This window comes from Robertmurraya sp. FSL R5-0851, from assembly GCF_038002965.1.
In the GTDB taxonomy this organism is placed as follows: domain Bacteria; phylum Bacillota; class Bacilli; order Bacillales; family Cytobacillaceae; genus Robertmurraya_A; species Robertmurraya_A beringensis.
Genome location: NZ_JBBOOE010000001.1, coordinates 4523069 through 4540124, shown reverse-complemented (window position 1 = coordinate 4540124; position 17056 = coordinate 4523069). Strand labels below are relative to the sequence as shown.

At 41.9% G+C, this 17056-nt stretch carries 20 protein-coding genes; 16 read left to right on the top strand and 4 right to left on the bottom strand.

What is annotated here, in order from left to right:
* Window positions 1-35: 35 nt before the first annotated feature.
* Genes MKX65_RS23120 through MKX65_RS23110 form a run of 3 tightly spaced genes read left to right on the top strand, consistent with a single transcriptional unit; the run spans window position 36 to window position 4246 of the window.
* Window positions 36-1703 (top strand): sodium:solute symporter family protein, encoded by a 1668-nt coding sequence (locus MKX65_RS23120; protein WP_340905892.1) that lies wholly within the window; start codon window positions 36-38, stop codon window positions 1701-1703.
* Window positions 1684-3567: a DUF294 nucleotidyltransferase-like domain-containing protein gene (locus MKX65_RS23115; RefSeq protein ID WP_340905889.1), complete on the top strand. Its 1884-nt coding sequence runs from the start codon at window positions 1684-1686 to the stop codon at window positions 3565-3567. Before MKX65_RS23120 ends, MKX65_RS23115 begins: the two co-directional genes overlap by 20 nt.
* Window positions 3568-3580: 13 nt before the next feature.
* Entirely contained in the window at window positions 3581-4246 is a 666-nt protein-coding gene (locus MKX65_RS23110) for a 3'-5' exonuclease (RefSeq protein ID WP_340905887.1), read from the top strand.
* 30 nt (window positions 4247-4276) lie between these two features.
* Here the strand turns inward: MKX65_RS23110 and MKX65_RS23105 are convergent, their stop codons facing one another.
* Entirely contained in the window at window positions 4277-5113 is an 837-nt protein-coding gene (locus tag MKX65_RS23105) for a LysM peptidoglycan-binding domain-containing protein (protein ID WP_340905884.1), read from the bottom strand.
* 654 nt (window positions 5114-5767) lie between these two features.
* Here MKX65_RS23105 and spoIIID point away from each other — a divergent pair.
* The 7 genes from spoIIID to MKX65_RS23070 all read left to right on the top strand — a co-directional run bounded on the left by spoIIID (window position 5768) and on the right by MKX65_RS23070 (window position 11032).
* Window positions 5768-6040, top strand: coding sequence for a sporulation transcriptional regulator SpoIIID (gene spoIIID, locus MKX65_RS23100; protein ID WP_340905883.1), 273 nt, complete (start codon window positions 5768-5770; stop codon window positions 6038-6040).
* 335 nt (window positions 6041-6375) lie between these two features.
* On the top strand, window positions 6376-7377 hold the full coding sequence (locus MKX65_RS23095) for a rod shape-determining protein (protein ID WP_160545970.1): 1002 nt from the start codon (window positions 6376-6378) through the stop codon (window positions 7375-7377).
* 379 nt (window positions 7378-7756) lie between these two features.
* Window positions 7757-8596, top strand: a complete 840-nt coding sequence (locus tag MKX65_RS23090) for a flagellar hook-basal body protein (RefSeq protein WP_340905881.1) — start codon at window positions 7757-7759, stop codon at window positions 8594-8596.
* An 18-nt stretch (window positions 8597-8614) separates the two neighbouring features.
* Window positions 8615-9442, top strand: coding sequence for a flagellar hook-basal body protein (locus MKX65_RS23085; protein WP_340905879.1), 828 nt, complete (start codon window positions 8615-8617; stop codon window positions 9440-9442).
* 14 nt (window positions 9443-9456) lie between these two features.
* Entirely contained in the window at window positions 9457-9741 is a 285-nt protein-coding gene (locus MKX65_RS23080) for a DNA-directed RNA polymerase subunit beta (protein ID WP_160545832.1), read from the top strand.
* Window positions 9742-9849: 108 nt separating this feature from the next.
* Window positions 9850-10284, top strand: coding sequence for a 3-hydroxyacyl-ACP dehydratase FabZ (fabZ, locus tag MKX65_RS23075; RefSeq protein ID WP_119710220.1), 435 nt, complete (start codon window positions 9850-9852; stop codon window positions 10282-10284).
* A 49-nt stretch (window positions 10285-10333) separates the two neighbouring features.
* Window positions 10334-11032 carry a polysaccharide deacetylase family protein gene (locus MKX65_RS23070; RefSeq protein ID WP_340905875.1) on the top strand — a complete coding sequence of 233 codons (699 nt, stop codon included), beginning with the start codon at window positions 10334-10336 and terminating at the stop codon, window positions 11030-11032.
* A 96-nt stretch (window positions 11033-11128) separates the two neighbouring features.
* Here the strand turns inward: MKX65_RS23070 and MKX65_RS23065 are convergent, their stop codons facing one another.
* A complete protein-coding gene (locus MKX65_RS23065; protein ID WP_340905872.1) occupies window positions 11129-11554 on the bottom strand; it encodes a YwpF-like family protein in 426 nt (141 codons plus the stop codon).
* A 142-nt stretch (window positions 11555-11696) separates the two neighbouring features.
* Between MKX65_RS23065 and MKX65_RS23060 the strand changes: the two genes are divergently transcribed.
* The 6 genes from MKX65_RS23060 (at window position 11697) to MKX65_RS23035 (ending at window position 15452) form a co-directional block, all read left to right on the top strand.
* The gene (locus MKX65_RS23060) at window positions 11697-12275 is read left to right on the top strand and encodes a DUF6944 family repetitive protein (protein WP_340905871.1); all 579 of its coding nucleotides are present in this window, start codon (window positions 11697-11699) and stop codon (window positions 12273-12275) included.
* 193 nt (window positions 12276-12468) lie between these two features.
* The gene (ssb, locus tag MKX65_RS23055) at window positions 12469-12855 is read left to right on the top strand and encodes a single-stranded DNA-binding protein (protein WP_340905870.1); all 387 of its coding nucleotides are present in this window, start codon (window positions 12469-12471) and stop codon (window positions 12853-12855) included.
* Complete coding sequence (locus MKX65_RS23050) at window positions 12852-12986, top strand: hypothetical protein (protein WP_340905868.1); 135 nt, start codon at window positions 12852-12854, stop codon at window positions 12984-12986. The genes ssb and MKX65_RS23050 overlap by 4 nt, the downstream gene beginning before the upstream one ends.
* Before the next feature lie 252 nt (window positions 12987-13238).
* Window positions 13239-13637 carry a CidA/LrgA family protein gene (locus MKX65_RS23045; protein ID WP_340905867.1) on the top strand — a complete coding sequence of 133 codons (399 nt, stop codon included), beginning with the start codon at window positions 13239-13241 and terminating at the stop codon, window positions 13635-13637.
* Window positions 13613-14305 (top strand): LrgB family protein, encoded by a 693-nt coding sequence (locus MKX65_RS23040; RefSeq protein ID WP_340905864.1) that lies wholly within the window; start codon window positions 13613-13615, stop codon window positions 14303-14305. The genes MKX65_RS23045 and MKX65_RS23040 overlap by 25 nt, the downstream gene beginning before the upstream one ends.
* Before the next feature lie 220 nt (window positions 14306-14525).
* Window positions 14526-15452 (top strand): LCP family glycopolymer transferase, encoded by a 927-nt coding sequence (locus MKX65_RS23035; protein ID WP_340905863.1) that lies wholly within the window; start codon window positions 14526-14528, stop codon window positions 15450-15452.
* Between the two features lie 51 nt (window positions 15453-15503).
* Here the strand turns inward: MKX65_RS23035 and MKX65_RS23030 are convergent, their stop codons facing one another.
* The gene (locus MKX65_RS23030) at window positions 15504-16841 is read right to left on the bottom strand and encodes a 5'-deoxyadenosine deaminase (RefSeq protein ID WP_160545825.1); all 1338 of its coding nucleotides are present in this window, start codon (window positions 16839-16841) and stop codon (window positions 15504-15506) included.
* Complete coding sequence (locus MKX65_RS23025) at window positions 16842-17018, bottom strand: DUF1427 family protein (RefSeq protein WP_160545824.1); 177 nt, start codon at window positions 17016-17018, stop codon at window positions 16842-16844.
* Window positions 17019-17056: the final 38 nt, after the last annotated feature.

The following is a 17056-nucleotide window of genomic DNA, read 5'->3' as shown; positions in this document are numbered from 1 at the left end:
GAAAAAGCGAAATCAATCCATAGGGGGGAATACATTTGGATACACAATTCTTGGTCTCATTAACGATCATTTTAGCGACGTTTGCCCTGTATATCGGGATTGCCTTATACAACAAGGCGAAGGCAACCTCTGATTTCTATGTAGCCGGACGCGGGGTACCGCCTATTTTTAACGGGATGGCTATTGGGGCGGATTGGATGAGTGCAGCTTCATTCATTGGTATGGCAGGTACGATCATGCTACTCGGATACGATGGTCTTGCTTATATCATGGGCTGGACGGGCGGATATTTATTGCTGACGTTCTTACTTGCTCCACAGCTTCGTAAGTACGGTCGCTACACGGTTCCTGAATTTATCGGTGACCGATTTGACAGTCATACGGCTCGTGTGATTGCGGCTGTCATTACGATCATTATTTCTTTTACGTATTCAATCGGTCAGTTGTCAGGCTCTGGGGTAGTTATCGGGCGATTGTTTGAAATCGATGCAAAGCTTGGAACGATGATCGGGGTGGTGTTAATCGCCTTTTATGCAGCGTTCGGAGGAATGAAGGGGATTACATGGACGCAGGTAGCACAGTATATTATTTTAATTATTGCTTACTTGATTCCTGTTATTTTTATGAGCTTGCAAATTACAGGGAACCCGATGCCGTGGCTATCGTACGGGGAGCTTGTTGGAAAAATGGGTGAACTCGATAGGGAACTTGGCATTTCAGAATACTTTGCACCGTTTACGAACGGAACGAAGTGGCAGTTCCTGGCTCTTATGTTTACGCTTATGGCTGGAACGGCTGGACTTCCACACGTCATCGTACGTTTCTATACGGTATCCACGATGAAAGCGGCTCGTTGGTCAGGAGCTTGGGCTCTGCTATTCATCGGATTATTGTACTTATCGGCACCAGCTTATGCGGCGTTTTCACGCTTTATTTTAATGACAAAAGTGGCTGGTAGTAAAATTTCTGAGCTTCCAGCTTGGACAAAAACATGGGTGGATACTGGAAAGCTTCAAGTAGCTGATGGGAATGGTGATGGCATTCTTCAGTGGAGCGAGCTCGTGATTTCTAACGATATTGTTGTTATGGCGACACCTGAAATTGCGAATCTTGGTGTATTCGTTATCGGTTTGGTCGCTGCTGGTGCAATGGCTGCGGCATTATCTACAGCAGGTGGACTGATGATTGCGATCTCTTCTTCCTTTGCACATGATATTTACTACCGTGTCATGAAGCCAAATTCGACGGAAAAGAAACGTCTTTCTGTAGCTCGCTGGTCGATCGTTATCGCGACTTTATTTGCAGGGTTGATCGCTCTTAACCCACCAGGAGCGATCACACAGATTGTGGCTTGGGCGTTTGCGCTTGCGACAGGAACATTCTTCCCAGCACTTGTTCTTGGTGTTTGGTGGAAGCGTTCGAATGCAAAAGGAGTAATCGCAGGTCTATTAGTTGGGTTAGGTGTAACCTTAACGTATATTTTTGCTGCGAAATACGGTGGATTTACGATTTTAGGCATTATTGATACAGGAGCGGGAGTGTTTGGAGCAGCAGCGGCGTTCTTAACGAATATTATCGTTTCTTTATCAACGGAGGCTCCATCTCAGAAAATCCAAGAGGAAGTGATTGATTTACGCTATCCAGAGCAGATGGTGTATAAGAATGGTGAGGTTTGGATGAACGATGGAACCAAAGAATTATAAGGAAACCATTTTAGAGGCTGTACGGTTTCACCCCTTTTTTCAAGGGGTGGATGTCCGTATGGCCCTTTCCCTTATCGAGCTTTGCGAGCTTCGAATGTATGAAAAGCAGGAAACGATGCTGAAAAAAGAGGCTCCACGTGACGGCTTGCTCCTCATCCTATCGGGGATCGCTGAAGTGTTTATAAAAAATGAGCTAGGGACGCAGGAGGAAGTACTTGAAGTAGTTCAAAAGGGGGAGTTGATTGGCATTTCGAGTTTAGCTGATTTCCTAGGTGTTTCCAAGCCAGGCAAGGAGGCCGCCACTCAAGTAGAGGTACGCGCGGTCGAACCGTGCAAAGCCCTGTATATCCCTTTTACCGTCATTGCCAAGCGTTGGGATGACCCGAATGTTCATGATTATTTATTAGCTCAGGTGAGCGTGCGGCTTAAGGACATTTATACCTCGTTAGCGGAGCAGGTTCAGCTGGCACGTGATTTTGGAGAAAGAGATGCATTCATGCTGCGCGTTCAAGATTTGATGACGGACCGAGTGGTTAGTGTTTCCCCGACAACAACGGTACAAGAGGCCGCCCTTCTGATGCATAAAGAGCGCACAAGCTCAGTACTTGTCACGGAAAATGGAAGACTTAATGGAATCATTACAGAACGGGACATGGTCGAGCGGGTGATTGCGGCGGGGCGATCTTTGGATGGTGTCGCACGTGAGGTCATGACACCTCATCCAGTGACGATCTCGCGTTTCTCCTATTATTATGATGCTTTATCTTTAATACTATTAAAAGGAATCAAGCATTTGCCAGTTGTAGAAGGTGAAAAGCTCATCGGAGTGGTCACATTATCCGATTTATTAAGGAAAAAGAACGAAAATGTGATGAAGACGATTCAAAAGATTGAGAAATGCACAGAAGAGACGATTGTTTCTGTGAAAAAAGCGATTTATGACATTCTTGGAACGCTGATTAAAGACAAGATTCCTATGTTAAAAACGTTAGAGATTGTGACTGGGTTGTACAATCGACTAGTAAAGAGAGCGGTGGAGCTTTCCATAGAGGCAGTGGGAGAACAGGTTCCTTGTGCGTTTGCTTTTTATCAAATGGGAAGTGCGGGCCGTGGCGAGCAGTTTTTGCTCACCGATCAGGATCATTTCCTTGTTTACGAGAAGGAGGAGTACAACGAGTATTTTTCAAGATTAGGTAGGGAGATTACCAACATGCTTGAAAAAGCAGGTTATGCACGTTGTCTAGGTTTGATGATGTGTAGTGAGGGAAAATGGCGGGGGACCATTGAAGTGTGGCAAGAAAGAGTAAGAGGGTGGATGCTGCAAGCGACCAATGACCATCTCCTATTAGCGCAAAACTTCTTTTCATATCGATTTTTAACAGGATCTCATCCGTTGCATGAGAGATTTGAAGAGGGAATACGAGAGCTATTACAGCGTTCCAAAATCTTTCTATTTCGACTCTCTCAAGTGGAAAGAGAGCATGTGATTCCGACTCTGGATCAGCCGATACGTTCCTTATTTAAGCTTGAGCGTAAGCAGTTGGATATGAAAAAGGAAGTATTATTTCCTTATCATCATAGTTTGCAAATTCTCACTCTTTTACATGGGGGAATGTCTGGGACGTCCGTTGCCAAGATCTCTTTTTTAAAAGAGAAAGGGGTGCTGTCGGAGGTGTTTGCCAACGATTTGAAGCAGGCGGTGGAAGAGGTTCTGCGGCTAAATGTGACTCAGCGCTGGCAGCATCAAGGAAAGTCCCATATTGAGTTTGCTAGACTATCCACTCGTGAAAAAGAAGAGCTTATTCTTAGTTTAAAATCATTAAAAGAGTTGCAAAGCCAAGTGTTTGCTAACTTTACTGTATAGAAGGAGGGAAGAAATGTTTTTTTTACGAAAATCAATCACCTGCCCGCTTCTATATCAGGAAATACCGTTATCCACTCCACTAGAACAGCTGAAATTTGTCGTTTTTGACACGGAAACGACAGGGTTCGAAATAGCTACATCGGACAGATTAATAGAAATTGGGGCCGTTTTAGTAGAGGGTTTTAAGGTTGATGAGGCTTCTAGCTTTCAAACGTATGTGAATCCATCTCGACAAATTTCTCGGGAAATAACGGAATTGACATCTATTTCTAATGAGCAAGTGGCTGGTGCACCCTATGCATTGGAGGCCATTTCTGAGTTCTTTTCGTATGTGAGAAAGCAGGAAACGGTGAGTCTGGTCGGGCATTATGTAAGCTTTGATGCACTGGTGTTGAAAAATGAGTTGAAACGGGAAAAGCTCGGGTTAAAGGGGACTTTTACAATCGATACACTTGATCTGATCGGGTTTCTTGCTCCGTCCTATGATATGCGCGACCTGGAGAGATACGCGCGTGCGTTTGGAACAAGAATTTATGAGCGGCATAATGCGGTAGGTGATGCGAAGACTACGGCGTATTTATTTGTGGAGCTTATCCAGCAATTTCGTGATCGCGGCTATCGTACGTGGGGGGAGCTTGTGAAGGCAACAGAGAGTCAAGCACGTTCCTTACAGTTGTAAGAGCATGGGGGGTTCCCCATGCTCTTTATTTTATTCCGGTTGAATGGAGACTAACGCACCGTTTTTATAGGAAAGAATGTACTCTTTACCTGAGAGCTTTTGATAGGCCTCAGCCGTTCCGTAAGACACTTTTAAGGGAAGTGATCCAGCGGCTGTTTGGAACTCGACAGTAAACTTGTCAATCGCACCAACCACTTTGGCCCTTGTGGTAACGGGTGTATCGGTAATCAGTATTTTTTGCCCGATTAAGATCATTTCTGTATTCAGGCCGTTTTGACCCTTTAGTACTTCGATGGACGTACCAAAGCGCTTGGATAACCCATAGATGGTATCTCCAGGGGCAACGGTATAAAACTTTGCAAGCTGCTTTGCTTTTTGTGAGATTTCCTTTTCTTTCGATGGAATGAGTAGCGTTTGTCCGATTTTGATTGTATTGGACGATAGACTATTCATTTTTTTAAGTTCTGAAATCGTTGTTCCGTATTTTACAGAAATCCGATATAACGTATCACCGGAAACCACTTTATGTGATTGTACGGAAATCTCTTCGTAGTTATCTTCTTCCCCAAGGTGAGTAGGAACCTCAAGTTTTTGGCCGATATATATTTTGTCGGAAACGAGCTTATTTTCCTTCATCAGCTCTTTTACGCTTACATTGTATTGTTTTGCAATGCGTGTAAGGGTATCACCTTTTTGAACGGTGTATATGCCAGCCTCTGTTTCTGCTTTTGCAGACTTCATACCAGATCCAAATAAGGATGAAGCTGTAATCGCTGCCATCATAGTCACACCAGCCAGTTTACGACGGTTTGCCTTGGCCGCTGCTTTTCTTTTGTTTTGAATCCGTGCTTTTCTTGTATAGTCCATAATATCTCCCCAAAATGTAGTAATAAAACCAATATTTATGTATAAATTCACCTCATTCTACGTAATATGTCCCTGGGTAGACAATAGGGATAACCTCTCTAAAATTTCGACAGGCTTCTTAAAACCTTTCGCCTATTTTTCAACAAACTGTGAGGAATTTTGGCATAATACGACCTACACTTTTGGAAGGTATTTCTAGAATTTACGACAATAGGGTCAAAATGACCGGTAAATGATAAGTGCTTGTCCTTTATATCGAATGGTCCTTTTTGTTTGTGCCGATTTTGTAACATTTATTACGAAATAAATAAGAGCGGAAAGGTTTCTTTTGTCCGATTTTTCAAAAAATTTTCAATAAGCCTTGTCCCTATTGAGTTTTTCGTGCATAAATTATCAACCAAGCTAATAAACTGTTACAAACCTACAAAGAGAGTGTATGAGGTGAGGAGTCGTTTGCAAATGCGCGAGATTTAGTTCCATACATGTTTATTCCTTGTAAAGTTTAGAAAGTGTCACACTTTCTGCCGCACACAATGCTCAGAAGAAATTGTTTTTTGAAAATAATAATGGATGTTGTGCGGGTAACAGTACACCAAAAGCGGAAGCGAGTCTCATTTCACACTTCTCACATCCAATTTAGGGAGGGCGAGTGGTGTGCACGATTACATCAAAGAGAGAACTATCAAGATTGGAAAGTATATCGTGGAGACGAGAAAAACAGTTCGCGTAATCGCGAAGGAGTTTGGCGTGTCCAAAAGTACAGTCCATAAAGATCTAACTGAAAGACTACCCGAGATAAACCCAGAACTGGCAAACGAAGTGAAGGACATATTAGATTACCATAAATCCATCCGCCACCTGCGTGGGGGAGAAGCGACAAAAATGAAGTATAAGAAAGAAGAACTAGAAGGCGAGCCTGTAAAGTGATTTTTAAAACCTTCCATATCTATTATGGGAGGTTTTTGTTTGTGCAAATTACCTTTTGCGGAAGGACCTAAAAAAACGGGTATTAGCCTTGTTTTACAAAGAAAAGGGTAGTGAATTTTCGTATTCAAAAGTTTTTTTGACATTTTGTCTGTCTTTTTGACCAAATTATTATTGTAATTTACCTATTTGTGATAAAATACTCTATTAGAGACATTAGGTTCGTAATAGGTAAGTCTCTTTTCCTACACACCGAGTTTTTAATGAGAATTTAACCCATGATATATATGAGAAGAGCACGAATACGATTGTTACCTTTCAAGGAGGAAATGAAAAGGATGTTTGCGAGAGATATTGGAATCGATTTAGGAACAGCTAACGTACTGATCCATGTGAAGGGCCGCGGCATTGTGTTAAATGAACCATCAGTTGTGGCTATAGATAAGAATACGAATCGTGTGCTTGCGGTTGGTGAAGAAGCGAGAAAGATGGTTGGACGTACACCAGGGAATATCGTTGCGATTCGCCCGCTGAAGGATGGAGTAATCGCTGACTTCGACGTAACCGAAGCGATGCTAAAGCACTTTATTAATAAGTTAAATGTGAAAGGCTTCTTATCTAAGCCACGCATTTTGATTTGCTGCCCAACGAACATTACAAGCGTTGAGCAAAAGGCAATTAAAGAAGCGGCTGAGAAGAGCGGCGGGAAAAAGGTTTACTTAGAAGAGGAGCCAAAGGTGGCAGCTATTGGCGCAGGAATGGACATTTTCATGCCAAGCGGAAATATGGTTGTTGATATCGGTGGCGGAACAACGGATGTGGCTGTTCTTTCTATGGGTGATATCGTTACTTCTTCTTCGATTAAGATGGCTGGAGATAAGTTCGATAACGAAATTCTCCATTATATTAAGCGTCAATATAAATTATTAATCGGTGAGCGTACGGCAGAGAATATCAAAATCAATATCGGGACAGTTTTCCCAGGTTCTCGTTCAGAGGAAATGGAAATTCGCGGTCGTGACATGGTATCAGGACTTCCACGCACGATCACAGTTCGTTCAGAAGAAATCGAAGGAGCTCTTCGCGAATCAGTGGCTGTCATTGTACAAGCGGCAAAATCTGTTCTTGAGAGAACACCACCAGAATTATCTGCGGACATCATTGACCGTGGTGTGATTTTAACAGGTGGAGGAGCACTACTACACGGTATCGACATGCTTCTTGCCGAAGAGCTGAAGGTCCCTGTATTAGTAGCAGAAAACCCAATGGACTGCGTAGCGATCGGAACAGGCATCATGCTTGATAACATCGACCGTCTCCCACGCAGAAGACTAGGCTAAAACCAACCAAAAGGCACTTCCGTCCGGAAGTGCCTTTCGTTTGCGGATATAGGGTGTCTGTCACCCTTCGTGGACAAAACACATTATTTTTCCACCTCAGGCGGACAGTTTAATGAGTGTCCACTCCAGGCGGACAAAAAGGACCAATCTGTCTTTCTGCGGTGACAGACACCGTCCGTGGACAATATGGGGTGATTTGTCTTTTTGTGGTGTCTGTCACCGAGGGGTTACCGGGAAATATTACCCGTACCAAATTTCCTGAAAAAACATAATGTGCTTTTCGACATTTTTTTTTATAATAGATACTAAGTGTGGTTTTAGATATTCTTAGATATTTCTTGATATTTATATAGATAGTTGAAAATGAAGAGGTGACAGGATGTTTAGAGGGTTTTATACGGCTGCTTCGGGTATGATTTCCCAACAGAGAAGAACGGAGATGTTCTCTAATAATATGGCCAATGCGAATACGCCAGGATTTAAGGCTGATCAGGCGTCGATGCGTGCGTTTCCTGAGATGTTGTTAAAACGGTATGATTCACAATCGATTCCGACTGAAAAAGGGTTAAACCTTACGACTGGAACAACGATTGGTGCGATTAATACAGGCGTGTATATGCAAGAAGCGATTCCGAAGTTCATTCAAGGTGATTTACAAGCGACAGAGCAACGTACGGATATTGCGCTTGTTGATTTGTATATGCCTCCAAATGGAGACAACGGACTAGCTGGATCAGTTTTTTATAGCGTACAAGGCGCAGATGGTACGACGAAATACACTCGTAATGGTGACTTTACATTAGATGGACAAGGGTTTTTAACCACGTCTAGCGGGAATTTCGTCCTAAATGATCAAGGACAGCGTATCCAGCTTTCTAGTGATCAATTCACAGTAACTGAAGATGGTCGTATCACTGGGGCAAACGGTGAAACTGCCCGACTAGGTGTAGGCTTTGCAGCAAATCCACAGCGTATGATTAAAGAGGGCGATGGGTTATACCGCACTGAGGATGGCAATCCACTTGCCAACGCTTTTAACACAGAAGGCATTCAGTTTAAGCTGCAGCAAGGGTATTTAGAGCGCTCAAACGTGGACGTGAGCCGTACAATGACTGATATGTTAACGGCGTATCGTGCCTTTGAAGCCAACCAAAAGGTGCTTCAAGCGTATGATAAGAGCATGGACAAGGCAGCAAATGAAATCGGAAGAATTGGATAAGGAAGGAGGCAATCATTCATGAATCGTACGATGATTACAGCGACGAACACATTATCTCAGCTTCAAAAGCAAATGGATATTATCTCTAATAATATTTCAAACGTTGATACGAATGGTTATAAAAGAAGAGAAGCTACGTTCACTGATCTATTGGTTCAAGAGTTTAACAACCAAGAGCGTGCGAATAAAGAAGTGAACCGACTCACTCCCAACGGTATCCGCCAAGGAACAGGGGCAAAGCTTGGACAAGCTCAACTAGTCATGACCCAAGGAGCACTTAAGCAAACGGATCGCTCACTGGATACGGCTTTTACAAAAGAAGGCCAACTTTTCAAAGTGCTCGTTCAAACTAATGGAGTTAACGAAGTTCAGTATACGAGAAATGGTGCGCTTTATTTATCGCCTCTTTCCGATACAGAAGTGATGCTTGTCAATGGCGATGGGTTGCCAGTACTTGACGAAAATAATAATCCGATTACAATAAATGGTGAAGCCAAGGATTATAGCATCGATGCAAATGGCCAGTTAACGGTAACGAAAACGGCAGGTGCGACAGAAGTGTTTAACCTTGGAGTGGTTCGTGTGAATAAGCCACAATTCTTAGAGCAACGCGGTGGGAACTTACTTGGTCTTCCGGCAAATGTAGCTCAAGATGAGGTCTTAACCGAGTTAACGGGAGGACTAAGAGGAGAAATTAGTCTTCAACAGGGAGCTCTTGAACAATCGAATGTGGATCTTTCAAAAGAAATGACGGAACTAATCAATGTTCAGCGTGCATATCAATTTCAATCTCGCTCCGTGACACTTGCGGACCAGATGATGGGACTTGTGAACGGAATTCGTTAAAAGGGGAATCAACCATGGCTGTAAACAATAGTAACCAGGAAGCTGTTTCCTTACGCGAGCAGCGAAAAAAGGAACGGAGAGAAGAAAAGGAGAAAGCGCTAAAGGAAGGCCGAAAGCGAATTCGCATTCGTCTGATTCCGATCTGGCTTCGGGTTATCATCGTTGCCATTCTACTTGTTGTTTGTACCGTATCAGGTGCCATGATCGGATACAGCGTCATGGGTAATGGCAAAGCCAAGGATGTGTTTGACAAATCAACGTGGACGCATATCGTTGAATTGGTGAATAGTGATAAATAAGCAGAAAGCAGTCAAGGAGTTTGACTGCTTTTTTGTTTGCTTTTCCTAGTGGCTTTCCGCTACAATAGTATCTATAAAACCTAGTATTAGTAGGAGGTACTAATTCTCATGTTGAATATAGAACAAATTAAAGAAATCATCCCACATCGTTACCCATTCTTGCTAGTAGATCGCATTTTAGAGCTTGAAGAAGGAAAGCGTGCAATCGGTATTAAAAATGTGACAGCGAACGAAGAGTTTTTCAATGGACATTTCCCTGAATTTCCTGTGATGCCAGGTGTTCTAATTGTAGAAGCCCTTGCGCAGGTGGGAGCGGTTGCGATGCTCGTTAAAGAAGAAAATAAAGGTCGTCTGGCATTTTTTGCAGGAATTGATAACTGTCGCTTTAAGCGCCAAGTGGTACCTGGTGATCAGCTTCGATTAGAGGTAGAAATGACAAGAGTACGTGGCACGTTCGGAAAAGGCAAGGCAGTTGCTACGGTTGAAGGCGAACTTGTTTGTGAAGTGGAAATTATGTTTGGTCTTGGAGACAAAAAGGAATAGATTAAAATAGGCCAAATCATAGGATTTGGTCTATTTTTTTGGAGGATATATGAAAAAGATCGTGATTGTTCTACTCGTACTCATAGCGGTGAGTTATTCGTTATTTCAAGTATCGAAATCTCGAAGCTTTCAATTTTTTGGAGGCATTGTAGAAAAAGTAGATACGGAAGAAAAAGTTGTCGCATTAACATTTGATGATGGGCCTGGGATTCATACAGATGAGATCCTGTCGATTTTAAAAAAAGAGGGGATTAAAGCAACCTTCTATCTAACAGGAAGAGAAATCGAAGAAAATATGGAAGAGGCAAAAAAGATTGTGCAGGCCGGTCACGAAATAGGCAACCATACCTATTCTCACGAGCGGATGGTATTAAAATCACCAAGCTTTATTAAAAATGAAATCGAATCGACAGATGAGTGGATTCGGGCAGCTGGGTACGAAGGAGAGATTACGTTTCGACCTCCTTTTGGAAAAAAACTATTATTTCTCCCATATTACTTGAATAAGCATGATCGACCAACCATTATGTGGAATAGGGAGCCAGAGACGGATCCAGAGATTGCCGCCGATTCTGAGAAAATAACGGGTGATATTGTGACGCGTATTGAGCCTGGTTCGATTATTTTACTGCATGTTATGTACGAAAGTCGAAAAGAGAGCTTGAATTCGGTGGGGCCAACTATTGAGGCTTTGAAAAAGAAAGGATACACCTTTGTGACGGTTTCGGAGCTTTTACAGTATGAATGAAAAACTCAATGGACAGTTAATGTAATTTCCGGTTTATGGTGAATAAGGTATGGAAGTAAATGAAACGTCAACAAGCACTGCTCGTTGACGTTTTTCTTATGAGGTAGAAGTTAATTTGGGTTTGGTCATCATTTTTTCACGAAATTCGCTTAATAGCTCTTCCCCGCTTAATCCTTTTCCAATTAGATCACTAAGCAGTAGCTCTGCGTAATTTTTCGATCTTTTTAAAAAGCCTTCAAATAAAACAGAAAGACGACCATCGATTTTTTTCACAGAAAGAACCCTAGTGGTAAAACTGGCAGGGTCGTTTTCCTTTTTGGATATGACAACTTGAGCTGGTGTTTCTTTTTCCGATTCAAGAAGTTTTGTAAAAAAATCATGGTAGTTAGCACCGACATACGCTTCAATCAGCCATCTGTTTCTTTCGTCCTCTTTGTTGATAATTAGTCCGTCATGGAGAGTGATATCTAGTGCTTCACTGTCGTCAATGATTTGTAAAGAAATCAATTTGAACGTTTTCATTTTGATACCTCCCGAACAAGCTTTCCTAAATTATAACATATGCAGAGATGAAAGCGAATTCTGCTCCCTTTTGAAAAAATCCATAAAAAATAGTCAGGTAAATGCTCCTCGAATAGGATATTAGCATGAGCTTAGGGGTGAGGTGATTTCTTTGTATTTAGAGGGAGAAGAGTTAAATGTGGTCGGAGCCAATTTATTGGCAATAGGTGCTTTCATTTCTGCCGTTGGGGAAACGGGGGCTCATCCAGTGGAAGAAATCAATAAGAAGCTCATACGTGATGGCAATGCGGTACAAGCTGTTGGGAATACCTTACAAGGAGTTGGTCGGTTAAAGCTGATGGATGATGCGGAGGAAGAGAAGAATGTTCTTGGGATGGTCGGGACCTTTGTACAGGCAAGCGGAAATACCATTAATAGTTTGGCGACCAATGTTGAAATTGAAAGTCCTTCTGAAGAGAATACCAGATTCAACTCCTTAGGAAGCACGATTCAATCGATGGGGGCGGCGCTAGAAGCAACTGGTGTTGCCCAAGTGGGAGAAGGAACGTCACCTAACCTAGAGTTGGCTGGATTGAGTCTGATTACGTTAGGTACGATCCTCGATTCAATCGGTGTACTAACTTCGGAGGAAAAGGAGAAACAAAAGCGAATCCTTCTTTTTACAGGAGGGTGGGTGGAATTTGCGGGAACAGTCCTTATTGCCTATGCGTTGAACAAATAGCTTTGTCGAAAAAAACTTTTGAAAAGGTGAAAATCGTAATTTGGAGGGGTGATTAGAGGGTAAATTTGCATTTTTATCTAAGGAAATGATGAAAAGTTCATGGGAAATAAATAGGAAAATTGAACCATGACTATTTTACATAGGCGTCCTTTTCCAATTATGATAAGAGCATCAATTGGAGAGGAGATGACAGATGATTAATCAAGTGACGTTGGTAGGGAGGTTGACGAAGGATCCAGATTTGAGAGTGACACCAGAAGGAGTATATGTCTGCAATATCATCCTCGCAGTAAACCGACAATATCGAAACCAAAAAGGAGAGGTGGACACAGACTTTGTTCATTGTACCTTATGGCGAAAAACCGCCGAAAACACGACGGCCTTTTGTAAAAAGGGCTCCCTCATTGGCATTACCGGCAGAATCCAAACACGCAGCTATGATCAACAGGGGAAAAGAACGTATGTAACCGAAGTGGTCGCTGAAAATGTCCGATTTATCGGTCCGAAAAGAGAGGACGAACGGGTCGCGAAAATCCCATTTCCAACTCCTCCCCCAGAAAGAGAGGTTATTACTCCTTGAAACAGATGAACGAACATGTAGTGGAACAACTGATCGAGCTTGTGGGAAAATCCCATGAACATATTTCCCTGTTACAAATGAGAATCGCACAATTAGAATGTGCGATACGAGAAATGCATGTAAGATACTAAAAAACCCCCATATTTTCTCCCTTAGATAGAATCAATAACTTCCTCACTCCCCTCACTATTCGAGCAGCTTTATTGGCTGCTTGATTTTTTTTGCGTGGGTGGAAAATTCAATGTCGATTGGAATGCAGAATCGAGCCTTTATTTCGATAGAAATAACAGCGAAGAGAATGCAGTCCAATCGACTCTCTACTAAAAGTTTTTTTATAGTAAAATGAAGATAATCTTATTAATAAGGTGGCGAATCAACTGACTATGTACGTTACAAAGGTAATTTTTCAGATTGGTATTTTGATTGGTTTATTTTATATAGGCAGCTTCCTTAAAGGCTTTCTCCATATTCCTCTTCCTGGGAGTATTATTGGATTGCTATTATTATTGATTTTATTATTCTTAAAAATTATTCCTGTCGATTGGATTCAGGACGGTGCGAATGTTCTCATCACTTTTCTTCCACTGTTATTAGTACCAGCAACGGTCAGCGTAATGAATGAACCGTCGCTTTTTTCAGGAAATGGGTTGGTGTTATTCGGGATTATCATGGTAAGTACGATCGTGACGATGATTTCGGTGGGGTGGTGTAGTCAGCTCTTGGAAAGAATGGCCCAAAAAAGGAAGGAGAAAATTCAGTGCAACAATTCCTTGTCTCAATAATTATTGTGGTATTGACGGTCGGCATGTATCTTTTGATGAACCGGCTGTACTTGAAGTATTCTTTCGCGTTTCTTCTTCCCTTACTGACAACCACCATCGCGATTATTGTGATATTAAGTGTGCTTCAACTATCCTATGAAACGTATATGATTGGTGGAGAATGGATCAACCACTTGCTTGGACCCGCAGTTGTTGCTCTTGCTATCCCCTTGTATAAGCAGAGAAAAACGTTAATGGGTCAGCTTGTTCCGATTGTGGGAGGAGTGGTTATGGGGTTAGTAGTAGGTATGGTTAGCGGAGTGTTGCTGGCGGAGGTTTTAGGAGTTTCACAAAATCTCATTCTTTCTATTATTCCTAAATCAATTACCACTCCCGTTGCCATCCAGGTGACCACGGCGATCGGAGGAATTTCTTCTATGACGATCGTATTCGTGTTGCTGGCAGGTCTGACAGGAGCAGTGTTGGGACCTACCGTATTTAAGTGGTTCCGAGTTACAAGCCAATTAGGGATGGGAATGGCTTTTGGAAGTGCCTCCCATGCGATTGGCACCTCGAAGGCGAAGGAGTTTGATGAATTAACGGTTTCGATTAGTTCGGTTGCTATGACGTTAAGTGCGATTTTAGGTTCTAGTTTTGCGACGCTGATGGTTTGGTTGTTTAATATGTAGGCTGTTTTAGTAAAGATTGTTGTTAAAATCTTAAAGCCGATTTTAACGTGGAAATAGCTATTTTGCGCTAAAGAATTTAGTTTGCAGGCTGTTTTCTTAAATTATGTTCCAAACATAGTTTAAGAAAACAGCCAATTTGTAAAAAGAAATTGTCGAACACTTTTTGTAAAATTGGATAATTTTTCTGTTATTCTGTTTTCATAAAGGGAGGTTTGTCTTTATGAGGGCAGAAAGGCGTAAGAAAAAGCGGAGATGGGTAAGGGTAACAGGAATCATCCTGCTGCTGCTTTTTCTTGGAGCAGGTGCATATGCATATTCCGTGTATCACTCGCTGAGTAAAGCGATGGAGACGATGCATGATCCAACGAGTCGGAAGGTGTCCGACAAGAGGGCACAGGAGGTTTCGCTCGAGGCGCAGGAGCCGTTCTCTGTGTTGATGCTTGGTGTGGATGAGAGAGAAGGAGACAAAGGCCGATCAGATACGATGATAGTATTGACGGTGAATCCGGAATTAGAGACAGTGAAGATGTTAAGTATTCCTCGTGATACGAGGGTGGAGATCGTTGGTCGTGGTACCGAGGATAAGATTAATCATGCGTATGCCTTCGGGAATGAAGAAATGGCGATGGCAACGGTAGAGAACTTCCTCGATATTCCGATTGACTATTATATAAAGGTGAATATGGAAGGCTTTCAAGATATTGTGGATGCAGTAGGTGGAATTACAGTAAATAACTCGTTCGAGTTTTCTAACGGTGGCATTACTTTTAAAGAAGGTCAAATCGGCTTAACGGGTGAAGAAGCTCTTTCGTATGTGCAAATGAGATACGATGACCCACAAGGAGACTTCGGAAGACAGCAACGCCAGCGCCAAATTATTCGAGGGGTTATTCGTGAAGGAGCAAGCTTGAACTCATTAACCAATTTCGGTGATATCTTCTCCGCACTCGGAGAAAATGTACGAACAAACCTAACTTGGGACCAAATGGTCGATATCCAGAAAAACTATCGGAAATCTGGGAAGATGATTGACCAACTTGCGATTCAAGGTGAAGGTGGTTATATAGGGAGAGTGTGGTACCTATTTGTTTCTGATGAGGAAAGGGAAAGAGTACGGCAGGAGTTGAAAGGGCATTTAGCGATATAAGGAATAGACCCAGCAAGGATGACTGGGTCTATTGATGAGGACTTCATTGTTTTACTTTATTATTGTCGCCCTTTTTAATAATCTTTTTATTGAGTTATTTGCTTCCTCTAGTACAATTCTTTTATTAATCGTGTGTAAGATTCCTTTTTCCATTACAATTTCTCCATTGATAATGGTTGTCTCCACATCTGCTCGCGTGGCCGAATAGACAATTCTTGAAATAGGATCCACTTCAGAGGAAGGATAGGTATGGAAGTTATTTAAATTTAAGATCGCTAAATCAGCTTTTTTTCCAATCTCAATGCTTCCAATTTCATTTTCCATGCCTACAGCTTTTGCTCCACCTATGGTTGCCATTCTAAATACGGTTCTTGCATTCATGGATGTAGGGCCATGAATAGGTTTTTGGATCAGTGCGGCTAATCTCATTTCGTTAAACATATCTAAATTATTATTACATGGAGCTCCGTCTGCCCCAAGACTAAGTGAAATATTTTCTTGAACCATATAAGGTGTTTCGGCTATACCAGACGCTAATTTTAAATTAGAACCAGGACAATGACTTACGTGCACACCACGATCACGAATAATTCTCTTTTCTTCATCATCAAGCCAAATGCAGTGAGCGAGTATTAAGCGTGGATTTGCTAGACCTAAATGATCAAGATAGACAATATTTCTCATACCAGTGTCCTTTTGAACAATTTCAATCTCGCCTAAATTTTCGGATGCGTGGGTATGAACCATGACATTATAATATTCTGAGAGAGACCTTACTTCTCGAAGAAGCTCCTCTGTGCAAGAGACAACAAATCTTGGGGAAAAGGCATATTTTATACGGCCAGAATCGTAATTATGCCACTTTTCTAGTAAGTCTACACTCTGTTGAATGGATTTTTCAGTCTCTTCTTGAAGGGGGATTGGAACTTCATCTCCTTTATCCATCATCACCTTACCAGATAATGCTCGAATCCCACTTTCAGCTAATGCCTTAAAGGCAAACTCGGTATGATTGACTGTTTCCATATCGACAATCGTTGTTGTACCGCTCTGAATGAGTTCCCCAAGCCCTAGCAAAGCTGAATAATAGATAGATTCTTCATCGTGTGAGGCTTCCAATGGCCATATTCTCTTTTTAAGCCAATCCATTAATTCAAGGTCATCCCCTTGACCTCGGAAAACGGTTTGGCAAAGATGAATATGTGTCTGAACAAATCCGGGAATAACTGTTTTCCCTTTTGCATTAATTACTTTTCCCACAGTAGGTACCTCTAAATTAGTACCGATATTATAGATAATATTATCAACAATATGGATATCTCCATAAAAAATTTCCTCTTTTTTATTCATTGTTACAATTTCGGCATTTTTAATTAGGATTTCCATCAATTAACCTCCGATTTTTATAAAAAGCTGAACCCAATCTATAAACTTCCCTCCAAAATAAACCCCGACAATCCCCATTACACCAGCAAAAACTGGTGGAGAGGGAGAAGGAAGATGAAACGTTTTAAATACTGCCCCCATAACAAAACCAGCAGTCAGACATAAGATTATTTCTTTCATGTTTATCCCTCTTATCTATATTTATAGAATCTAGTAGC

Coding starts and splice junctions, on each gene's coding strand:
- MKX65_RS23115 (WP_340905889.1), top strand. CDS start 1,684: ATGGAACCAAAGAATTATAAGGAAACCATTTTAGAGGCTGTACGGTTT.
- MKX65_RS23110 (WP_340905887.1), top strand. CDS start 3,581: ATGTTTTTTTTACGAAAATCAATCACCTGCCCGCTTCTATATCAGGAA.
- MKX65_RS23105 (WP_340905884.1), bottom strand. CDS start 5,113: ATGGACTATACAAGAAAAGCACGGATTCAAAACAAAAGAAAAGCAGCG.
- MKX65_RS23095 (WP_160545970.1), top strand. CDS start 6,376: ATGTTTGCGAGAGATATTGGAATCGATTTAGGAACAGCTAACGTACTG.
- MKX65_RS23090 (WP_340905881.1), top strand. CDS start 7,757: ATGTTTAGAGGGTTTTATACGGCTGCTTCGGGTATGATTTCCCAACAG.
- MKX65_RS23085 (WP_340905879.1), top strand. CDS start 8,615: ATGAATCGTACGATGATTACAGCGACGAACACATTATCTCAGCTTCAA.
- MKX65_RS23080 (WP_160545832.1), top strand. CDS start 9,457: ATGGCTGTAAACAATAGTAACCAGGAAGCTGTTTCCTTACGCGAGCAG.
- fabZ (WP_119710220.1), top strand. CDS start 9,850: ATGTTGAATATAGAACAAATTAAAGAAATCATCCCACATCGTTACCCA.
- MKX65_RS23070 (WP_340905875.1), top strand. CDS start 10,334: ATGAAAAAGATCGTGATTGTTCTACTCGTACTCATAGCGGTGAGTTAT.
- MKX65_RS23065 (WP_340905872.1), bottom strand. CDS start 11,554: ATGAAAACGTTCAAATTGATTTCTTTACAAATCATTGACGACAGTGAA.
- ssb (WP_340905870.1), top strand. CDS start 12,469: ATGATTAATCAAGTGACGTTGGTAGGGAGGTTGACGAAGGATCCAGAT.
- MKX65_RS23045 (WP_340905867.1), top strand. CDS start 13,239: ATGTACGTTACAAAGGTAATTTTTCAGATTGGTATTTTGATTGGTTTA.
- MKX65_RS23035 (WP_340905863.1), top strand. CDS start 14,526: ATGAGGGCAGAAAGGCGTAAGAAAAAGCGGAGATGGGTAAGGGTAACA.
- MKX65_RS23025 (WP_160545824.1), bottom strand. CDS start 17,018: ATGAAAGAAATAATCTTATGTCTGACTGCTGGTTTTGTTATGGGGGCA.